This window comes from Microbacterium sp. NPDC097977 (assembly GCF_040302605.1).
GTDB lineage: Bacteria > Actinomycetota > Actinomycetes > Actinomycetales > Microbacteriaceae > Microbacterium.
Map to the genome: position 1 here is coordinate 1 of NZ_JBEOUR010000109.1, position 7,580 is coordinate 7,580.

Consider the following 7,580-nt stretch of genomic DNA (forward strand, 5'->3'; position numbering starts at 1 on the left):
CCGCGGTGGCTCGGGTCGTCGCCGCGAAGGACGCAGGGGAGGCGCTCTCCGTGGGTGTCGTGGGCAACGCGGCCGAGGTCTTCCCCGAGCTGCTGCATCGCGGGGTGCCGATCGACATCGTCACCGACCAGACGAGCGCGCACGACCCGCTCGCCTACCTGCCGGTGGGCACCTCGGTCGCGGACTGGAAGGCTGAGGCCGAGCGGGACGCGGAGGAGTTCACCCGCCGCTCGCGCCAGTCGATGGCCCAGCACGTCGCGGCGATGGTCGCGTTCCAGGATGCGGGGGCCGCGGTGTTCGACTACGGCAACTCGATCCGCGCCGAGGCGCAGCTCGGCGGGTTCGACCGCGCGTTCGACTTCCCCGGTTTCGTGCCGGCCTACATCCGTCCGCAGTTCGAGGAGGGGCGCGGGCCCTTCCGCTGGGCGGCGCTCTCGGGAGACCCCGAGGACATCTACAAGACCGACCGTGCCATCGCCGAGCTCTTCCCCGACGACACGGCGCTGCATCGGTGGCTGGAGAAGGCGGGCGAGAAGGTGCATTTCGAGGGCCTGCCCGCACGGATCTGCTGGCTCGGCTACAAGGAGCGCCACCTCGCCGGACTCAAGTTCAACGAGATGGTCGCCTCGGGGGAGCTCTCAGCGCCCATCGTGATCGGGCGCGATCATCTCGACTCCGGATCCGTCGCCTCGCCGTACCGTGAGACCGAGTCCATGAAGGACGGGTCCGATGCGATCGCCGACTGGCCGCTGCTGAACGCACTGCTCAACACGGCATCCGGGGCCTCGTGGGTGTCGCTGCACCACGGCGGCGGTGTGGGGATCGGACGCTCGATCCACGCCGGCCAGGTGTCGGTGGCCGACGGGTCCGCGCTCGCCTCGGAGAAGCTGGAGCGGGTGCTGACCAACGACCCGGGAACCGGTGTCATGCGGCACGTCGACGCCGGCTACGAGCACGCACGTGATGTCGCCCGCGAGCGCGGGCTGAACGTGCCGATGCTGTGAGCACCTCGCTGATCACGAACATCGGCGAGCTGACGACCAACGTCGGCTCGCCGGACGGCGACCGCGTCGGCACGCGTCTCGATGCGGCCGTACTGATCGAGGATGGACGGATCGCCTGGGTCGGATCGGCGGATGCCGCACCCGGGGCCGACGAGATCGTCGACGCCGGCGGCCGCGCGGTCATCCCCGGCTTCGTCGACAGTCACAGCCACCTCGTGTTCGGAGGCGATCGGGCCGCCGAGTTCGAGGCGCGGATGGCCGGGCAGAAGTATGCCGCGGGCGGCATCCGCTCCACGGTCGCCGCGACGAGAGCGGCGAGCGACGACGAGCTCCGCGCCCGTCTGCGCGGCTTCGTCGGCGAGCTTCTCGCGCAGGGCACGACGACCGTCGAGGTTAAGAGCGGCTACGGGCTGAGCGTCGCGGACGAGGAGCGTCTCGTCCGGCTCGCCGCCGAGGTCACCCCCGAGGTCACTTTTCTCGGAGCGCACGTGGTGCCCGCGGAGTACGCCGACCGCGCCGACGAGTACGTCGATCTGGTGACGGGGCCGATGCTCGACGCCTGCGCGCCGCACTCGAGGTGGATCGACGTGTTCTGCGAGACCGGCGCGTTCTCGGTCTCGCAGTCGCGGCGCGTGCTCGAGGCGGGCATCGCGAAGGGCCTCATGCCGCGAGTGCACGCCAGCCAGCTCGGCCCGGGCGACGGCGTGCGCCTCGCCGTCGAGCTCGGTGCGGCGTCGATCGATCATGGCACCTACCTGACCGACGACGACATCGCCGCGCTCGCCGCCTCCGACACCGTGCTCACGCTGCTGCCCGGGGTCGAGTTCTCGACGCGCCAGCCGTACCCGAATGGGCGTCGACTGATCGATGCGGGTGTCACCGTGGCCCTCGCGTGCGACACGAACCCGGGCTCGAGCTTCACCTCGTCGATGCCGTTCTGCATCGCGATTGCAGTGCGCGACATGGGCATGACACCTGCCGAGGCGGTGTGGGCGGCGACAGCCGGAGGAGCGCGGGCCTTGCGTCGCGACGACGTCGGCGCGATCACGCCGGGCGCACGGGCAGACCTCGTGCTGCTGGGCGCGCCCACACGCATCCACCTGGCATACCGACCTGGCGTCCCGCTGGTCGATCGGGTGTGGAAGGACGGTGCTGCGGTCTACGCGGCATCCGGAATCGCACGAGGAACGGATACCCATGGCTCTCTCGCACGATGACCTGTGGCCGCGTGCCGGATCCTGGCCGGCCTTCTCGGCCGGTGCCTGCGCGGATGCCGTGCTCGTCGGTGTTCCCACCTGGCGCACCTCGCTCTCGCCGACCGGCGCGCACGCGACCCCCGCGGCGATCCGTGACGCGCTGACCCGGTACAGTGCCACGCTCATGGGGCCGCCCGTCGTCGACCTCGCTGGGGCGCTGCGCGTGCTCGACGCCGGTGATGTCGTCGAGCCGGACGGTGACGCGGGGATCGCTGCGAGCGTCGCGCGCGTGCACGAACTCGCGGAGTCCGCCCGTCTCGTGATCGCTCTCGGCGGCGACAACGCTCTGACCTATCCGGTCGCACGGGGCGCACGGGCCACCGGGCTGATCACGATCGATGCCCATTACGACCTGCGCGACGGGGTGTCGAACGGGTCGCCGGTGCGGTGCCTGGTGGAGGACGCCCCGGACGGCGAGCGGATCGACCCGACGAGGATCGTCCAGATCGGGATCGCGGACTTCGCGAACTCCGCGGCCTACGCCGCACGAGCCGCCGAGTGGGGCATCCGCGTGATCACGCTCGACGAGGTCAGGCGCCGGGGCATCGACGATGTGGTCGCCGAAGCGACGAGCATCGCAGGAAGCGGCGCGGACGCCCGCATCCATCTCGATGTCGACGTCGACGCGGCCGACCGCGCCGCGGCACCGGGGTGCCCCGCGAGCGTGCCCGGGGGCTTCGCGGCGTGGGAGCTGCGCGCCCTCGTCCGCTCGATCGTCGCGGATGCGCGCGTCGCGAGCGCGGACATCGCCGAGGTCGACGCGACCGCCGACACCGACGACATGCGCACGGTCAGACTCGCGGCCCTCTGCGTGCTCGAGATGCTCGCGGGCCTCGCCGCGCGCTGACGGCCTCTCTCCGCTCAGCAGCAGGAGTCCGGCTCCCGCGCCGAGCAGACCGGCGAGAGCCACGAGCAGCCACAGCACCCGGCGCGTCCAGGAGCGCGGGGCGAACTGGTCTGCGTAGGGTGTCGAGGCCCATGGTGCCCGTCTGCGGACCATTCAGAAGGACGGCACGGCTCAGAAGAACAGCATGGCCTTGTACGCGATGATCGACGACACCACAGCGAGAACGATGATGAGCCCCGTCGCAGCCAGCGGCACCACCCAGACCTTCGGGCGTCGGCGCAGCAGGATGATGAGCACCATGCTCGCGAGCTGGATGAGCCCGGCCGCGATCATGAAACCTTGAAAGTTGTAGCCGAGGAGGTCCCAGTCGCAGTTCGGCGCGCAAGCCGGGGTCGAGATCCCGAGGAATCCCACCCAGAACACCGCTGCCATCGCGGCGAGGAGTTGAAGGCTCCACGCGACGAGGCTCGCCCAGTACTCGGGGGCCGGTCGAGGCCGGAGTCCGAGGCCGATGGCGGTTGCGATCCCGAGTGCCAGCAGGGCGATCAGCGCGGCCGCACCGAAGAGCGCGTTCATCGGCCGGTTCTCCCACGTGGCGTCCCAGGTCGTCGAGGCCGACGCAGCCCCGGACCCGCGGTGGTCTCGACGGCGATCGCGCGGATGGTCGCCGCGGCGCGCAGCCCCACAGCCGGGATGATGTTGAGGCTCAGCCCTGGCTGCAGAACAGCCGCGACGATCAGCAGAATCGTCGCCACGATCCCCAGAATCCACGAGAGCGGCCCCGTCGGCACAAGGCTCAACAGGCCCAAGGCGACGCCGAGCACGCTGACGAGCGCTGCAGGGCCGACCGCCTCCAGCCAGTACTCGGCGCCCGTCATGGGTGCGTACTGATCCTGAACATTCCTCGCCGACCCCAACCAGGTCAGCCCGAGGACCCACGCGGCGGACACGGCTGCGAGAATCACGAGCGCCGGACGCGCCTGTCGAGAGGGGCGGACGAGCAGAGCGATGAGGCAACCGGAGAGCACGACAGTGAGCCATCCGATGGCGAGGATGCCTGCGATGCCGAGGTACCCGATCCCGTCGCTGCAGGTCCAGATGCCCGCTCCCTCGGAGCCCGGGGGCTGCATCCCGCAGTTGTGGTGCAACCTGTCCCGCACGAGATCCAGGGCGGAGCCGGCGAGGACGAAGGCGATGATGCCGCTGGCCAGCACAGCGAGTCCTGCGACGACTCGCTGCCGAGTACCCCGACGCGCTCGCCGGCGATCTGGACGGGGGGATGCGACATCGGCGGCCATAGGTGAGGACCCTAGCAACGGCACCTGATGCGCGTCTGGCGCTGTGATCCTCGTGTTCGCCCGGTCTCAGAGGCCGGCGGCGTGCTCCAGCTGTGCGAGCCTCTCGTCCGGGGTCCCCGTGAGCGTCACGATCGGCGGCGCATCACCGGCGCGTTCGAGGTCGTCGAGCGCATCGAGAAGCGCGCTCTCCATCGCCTCTCGGAGCTCCGGGTCCTCGTCATCGGGAACATCGATCGGGTGCCGCGCATCCAGTGGCAGGACGGCGATCAGATCGATGCGCGCCATCGAGGACTCGACCAGCTCCTGCGCTCGCGAGAGCAGGGCGCCGTCGCCGCGTCCCAGCATCTCGAGCGCGGTGAGGTAGGCGAGGAAGTCGACGGGGCCGCGTTCGGAGATGACAGAACTCTCGCGCGCCGGCTCACGCAGTCGTGAGATCGAGACGCGGAGCTGCGCGACGAAGCTGGCCGCACTGCTCGGTGCGTCCGACTCGATGTCGTCGAACGGGTCGCCGAGCACCGTGAACTCGGGATGCGCGGCGTGGAAGTCGGAGACCAGCGTGCTCTTGCCGCTCGCATGAGTGCCCGACACGACGATGTGCACGACTCAGACCCCGGGGATCAGCAGATGTGCGATCGTGAAGATCGCGAGGCCCGCGAGGGCGCCGACGAAGGTGCCGTTCAGGCGGATGTACTGCAGGTCGCGGCCGACCATGAGCTCGATCTTCTCGGTGGTCTCGACCGGGTCCCAGCGCTCGACGGTGTCGGTGATGATCGACGCGATGTCGTGACGGTAGCGGTCGACGAGGAACACCGCGGCGTCCGACACCCAGGTGTCGACGCGGTGCTGCAGCGCGGCATCCGTCGTCAGCCTGTCGCCGACCTCCTGCAGAGCCTGCGCCGCACGCACGCGCAGCCCGCTCTCGGGGTCGGCGAGAGCGGTGAGCAGTCCGTTCTTCGCGGTGTTCCACGCCTCGGCGGCGAGGGCGCCGACTCGGGGGCTGTCGAACAGCGATGACTTCGCGTTCTCGAGCTTCTCGCGCGTCGCCGGGTCGTTCTGGAGGCTGTCGGCGAGGCGCGCAAGGTACCCGTCGACGGCGATGCGCGCCGGATGCGTCGGGTCGGCCTGCACCGCGCGGACGAACTTGACCGCCTCGTTGTAGGCGGTGTCGTCGACGAATCGATGCGCGAGCTTCGGCACCCAGCCGGGCAGGCGGCGGGAGATGAGTCCCGAGAACGACTCTGCGTTGGCGTCCAGCCACCGGGCGATGCTGTCGGCCGCGAGATCGACGGCGCCGTGGTGGGCATCGGCCTCGACGATCTTCTCGAGCCAGGCGCCGGCCGGTGGACCCCACTCGGGTGAGACCAGGTGCTCGCGGGCGAGGTCGGTGATGAGGTCGCGCACGTCGTCGTCGCTGAGCGCGTTGAGCACGGCCGTCGCGATCGTCGCGCCCTCGGCCGCCACCCGCTCGGCGTGGGCGGGGTCGCGCAGCCACTCGCCTCCGCGTTTCGCGATCTCGGTGCTGGCGAGCTTGGTGCGCACCACGCTGCCTTCGAGGAAGTTGGTCTCGACGAACTCGCCGAGCGTGCGTCCGATCTCGTCCTTGCGGCTGGGGATGATCGCGGTGTGCGGGATGGGCAGGCCGAGCGGACGGCGGAACAGCGCGGTCACGGCGAACCAGTCGGCGAGGGCACCGACCATTCCGCCCTCCGCAGCGGCCCGCACATAGCCCAGCCACGGCTGCCGCTCCTGCAACGCGAACGCGATCACGAACACGACCGCCATGAAGATCAGCGCGCCGAGGGCCACGGCCTTCATGCGGCGCAGGGCACGCAGGCGTTCCTGATCGGCGGGAGAGAGGAGAGCCCTCGGTGTGCGCGGCATGACGTCATCCTTTCACGCGGGCAGTGGCGAGAGCCCGGGCTCGCGGAATCCGCGCTCCGTCGTGCCGGACCTCGGGCGCTGTGTAGTACCATCACTACATTCCGAATCGAGGTGCATCGTGTTCACCATGACCGCTCGTGAGTTCAACCAGTCCGTGGCGCGGGCGCAGCGCGTCGCCGATGATCAGCCCGTGATGATCACGAAGCGCGGCGAGCCCGCGTACGTGCTGCTCTCGATTGACGAATACGACCGGCTCGCCCCGGCCCGGCCCCGGTCGATTCTCGAATTCCTCGCGATGCCGGCGGAAGACCTCGCAGGCGACGACGGCGAGTTCGATCGCATCATCGACGAGGTCGTCGCCGACAGGAAGAAGGACCTCGGTCGTCCTCCGATCGAGTTCTGACCGATGTACCTGATCGACACGAACACGTTCTCCGAGGCGAGGCGCGCAACAGGCCTCGGCGCCGCCGCGCGCTCCTGGATGGAGAGCGGTGTACCGGAGTCGATCCATATGAGCGCGATCACGGACTACGAGCTGGAGCTCGGCGTCCTCGCACTTCAGCGTCGCGATCCGCGTCAGGCGCTCGCTCTGCGACGGTGGCTGGACACGCTCCGCCTCGGGCTCGGCTCCCGCATCCTTCCCGTCTCGCCGGAGATCGCGCGTACGTGCGCCGCTCTCAACGTGCCGGATCGTCGTCCGTGGGCAGACGCGCTCATCGCCGCCACAGCTCTGCACCACGGGCTGACGCTCGTCACCCGCAGTGAGAAGGACTTCGCCATCCCCGGCCTCGCCGTCGTCAATCCGTTCTCGGGCTGACGACGGTCGGGGCCGAGTACCCTCGAAGCGTGATCGAAGACATCAAGAAGCGCGCGCTGCATCGCACCAGCATCCTCGAGGGGCAGATGCGCGGAGTCGCGCGGATGATCGAGAGCGAGGAGTACTGCATGGACATCATCACGCAGTCCCGCGCGATCCAGCGGTCCCTCGAATCCCTGAATCGACTGCTGCTCGAGAATCACCTGCGCACGCACGTCACGCACATGTTCGAGGAGGGCGGGGAGGAGCGCGACAAGGCGGTCGACGAACTGCTCAAGGCGTTCGACTTCGACCGCAGGTAGCGGCCTCCCCGGCCCCGCTCACGTGCGGCCGTCGAACACCTCGCCCTCCATGGCGTCGTAGCCCTCGGACTGCGGGTCGCCGTGCGACCCGCCCGACAGGGCGTACTCCTCTTCCGGCGAGAGCACCAGGCGGTGCCGGAAGAACAGGCCGAAGCCGAGCAGGATGATCGCGTAG

General features: G+C 69.8%; 10 protein-coding genes and 1 pseudogene. 6 read left to right on the top strand and 5 right to left on the bottom strand.

Annotation, left to right across the window (positions count from 1 at the left end; all coding sequences use genetic code 11):
- The 3 genes from hutU to ABTZ43_RS16345 all read left to right on the top strand — a co-directional run.
- Positions 1–1,004 (top strand): urocanate hydratase (gene hutU / locus ABTZ43_RS16335; protein ID WP_350539544.1); only part of this gene is annotated, 1,004 nt, incomplete at its 5' end.
- Positions 1,001–2,221: an imidazolonepropionase gene (gene hutI, locus ABTZ43_RS16340; RefSeq protein ID WP_350539545.1), complete on the top strand. Its 1,221-nt coding sequence runs from the start codon at positions 1,001–1,003 to the stop codon at positions 2,219–2,221. The genes hutU and hutI, both read left to right, overlap by 4 nt.
- Positions 2,202–3,107: an arginase family protein gene (locus ABTZ43_RS16345; protein WP_350539546.1), complete on the top strand. Its 906-nt coding sequence runs from the start codon at positions 2,202–2,204 to the stop codon at positions 3,105–3,107. Before hutI ends, ABTZ43_RS16345 begins: the two co-directional genes overlap by 20 nt.
- Positions 3,108–3,278: 171 nt before the next feature.
- On the opposite strand, the gene ABTZ43_RS16350 is transcribed toward ABTZ43_RS16345, so the two are convergent.
- The 4 genes from ABTZ43_RS16350 to ABTZ43_RS16365 form a co-directional block, all read right to left on the bottom strand.
- The gene (locus ABTZ43_RS16350) at positions 3,279–3,683 is read right to left on the bottom strand and encodes a hypothetical protein (protein ID WP_149424315.1); all 405 of its coding nucleotides are present in this window, start codon (positions 3,681–3,683) and stop codon (positions 3,279–3,281) included.
- On the bottom strand, positions 3,680–4,321 hold the full coding sequence (locus tag ABTZ43_RS16355) for a hypothetical protein (protein WP_350539547.1): 642 nt from the start codon (positions 4,319–4,321) through the stop codon (positions 3,680–3,682). The genes ABTZ43_RS16350 and ABTZ43_RS16355 overlap by 4 nt, the downstream gene beginning before the upstream one ends.
- A 150-nt stretch (positions 4,322–4,471) precedes the next feature.
- Positions 4,472–5,005: an AAA family ATPase gene (locus ABTZ43_RS16360; RefSeq protein WP_350539548.1), complete on the bottom strand. Its 534-nt coding sequence runs from the start codon at positions 5,003–5,005 to the stop codon at positions 4,472–4,474.
- A gap of 3 nt (positions 5,006–5,008) precedes the next feature.
- Complete coding sequence (locus ABTZ43_RS16365; RefSeq protein ID WP_314097728.1) at positions 5,009–6,286, bottom strand: DUF445 domain-containing protein; 1,278 nt, start codon at positions 6,284–6,286, stop codon at positions 5,009–5,011.
- A 127-nt stretch (positions 6,287–6,413) separates the two neighbouring features.
- Here ABTZ43_RS16365 and ABTZ43_RS16370 point away from each other — a divergent pair, with 127 nt between their 5' ends.
- Genes ABTZ43_RS16370 through ABTZ43_RS16380 form a run of 3 tightly spaced genes read left to right on the top strand, consistent with a single transcriptional unit; the run spans position 6,414 to position 7,405 of the window.
- Positions 6,414–6,689, top strand: a complete 276-nt coding sequence (locus tag ABTZ43_RS16370; RefSeq protein WP_253386513.1) for a type II toxin-antitoxin system prevent-host-death family antitoxin — start codon at positions 6,414–6,416, stop codon at positions 6,687–6,689.
- 3 nt (positions 6,690–6,692) lie between these two features.
- Entirely contained in the window at positions 6,693–7,103 is a 411-nt protein-coding gene (locus tag ABTZ43_RS16375) for a type II toxin-antitoxin system VapC family toxin (RefSeq protein ID WP_350539549.1), read from the top strand.
- A gap of 29 nt (positions 7,104–7,132) precedes the next feature.
- A complete protein-coding gene (locus tag ABTZ43_RS16380) occupies positions 7,133–7,405 on the top strand; it encodes a metal-sensitive transcriptional regulator (protein ID WP_056420612.1) in 273 nt (90 codons plus the stop codon).
- A gap of 18 nt (positions 7,406–7,423) precedes the next feature.
- Here ABTZ43_RS16380 and ABTZ43_RS16385 read toward each other — a convergent pair.
- Positions 7,424–7,580 (bottom strand): annotated as a pseudogene (locus tag ABTZ43_RS16385) (amino acid ABC transporter permease); the annotation flags it as partial.

Excerpts from the sequence above, each read along its gene's own strand:
- ABTZ43_RS16345 (WP_350539546.1), top strand. The coding sequence starts at position 2,202 with ATGGCTCTCTCGCACGATGACCTGTGGCCGCGTGCCGGATCCTGGCCG.
- ABTZ43_RS16350 (WP_149424315.1), bottom strand. The coding sequence starts at position 3,683 with ATGAACGCGCTCTTCGGTGCGGCCGCGCTGATCGCCCTGCTGGCACTC.
- ABTZ43_RS16365 (WP_314097728.1), bottom strand. The coding sequence starts at position 6,286 with ATGCCGCGCACACCGAGGGCTCTCCTCTCTCCCGCCGATCAGGAACGC.
- ABTZ43_RS16370 (WP_253386513.1), top strand. The coding sequence starts at position 6,414 with ATGACCGCTCGTGAGTTCAACCAGTCCGTGGCGCGGGCGCAGCGCGTC.
- ABTZ43_RS16375 (WP_350539549.1), top strand. The coding sequence starts at position 6,693 with ATGTACCTGATCGACACGAACACGTTCTCCGAGGCGAGGCGCGCAACA.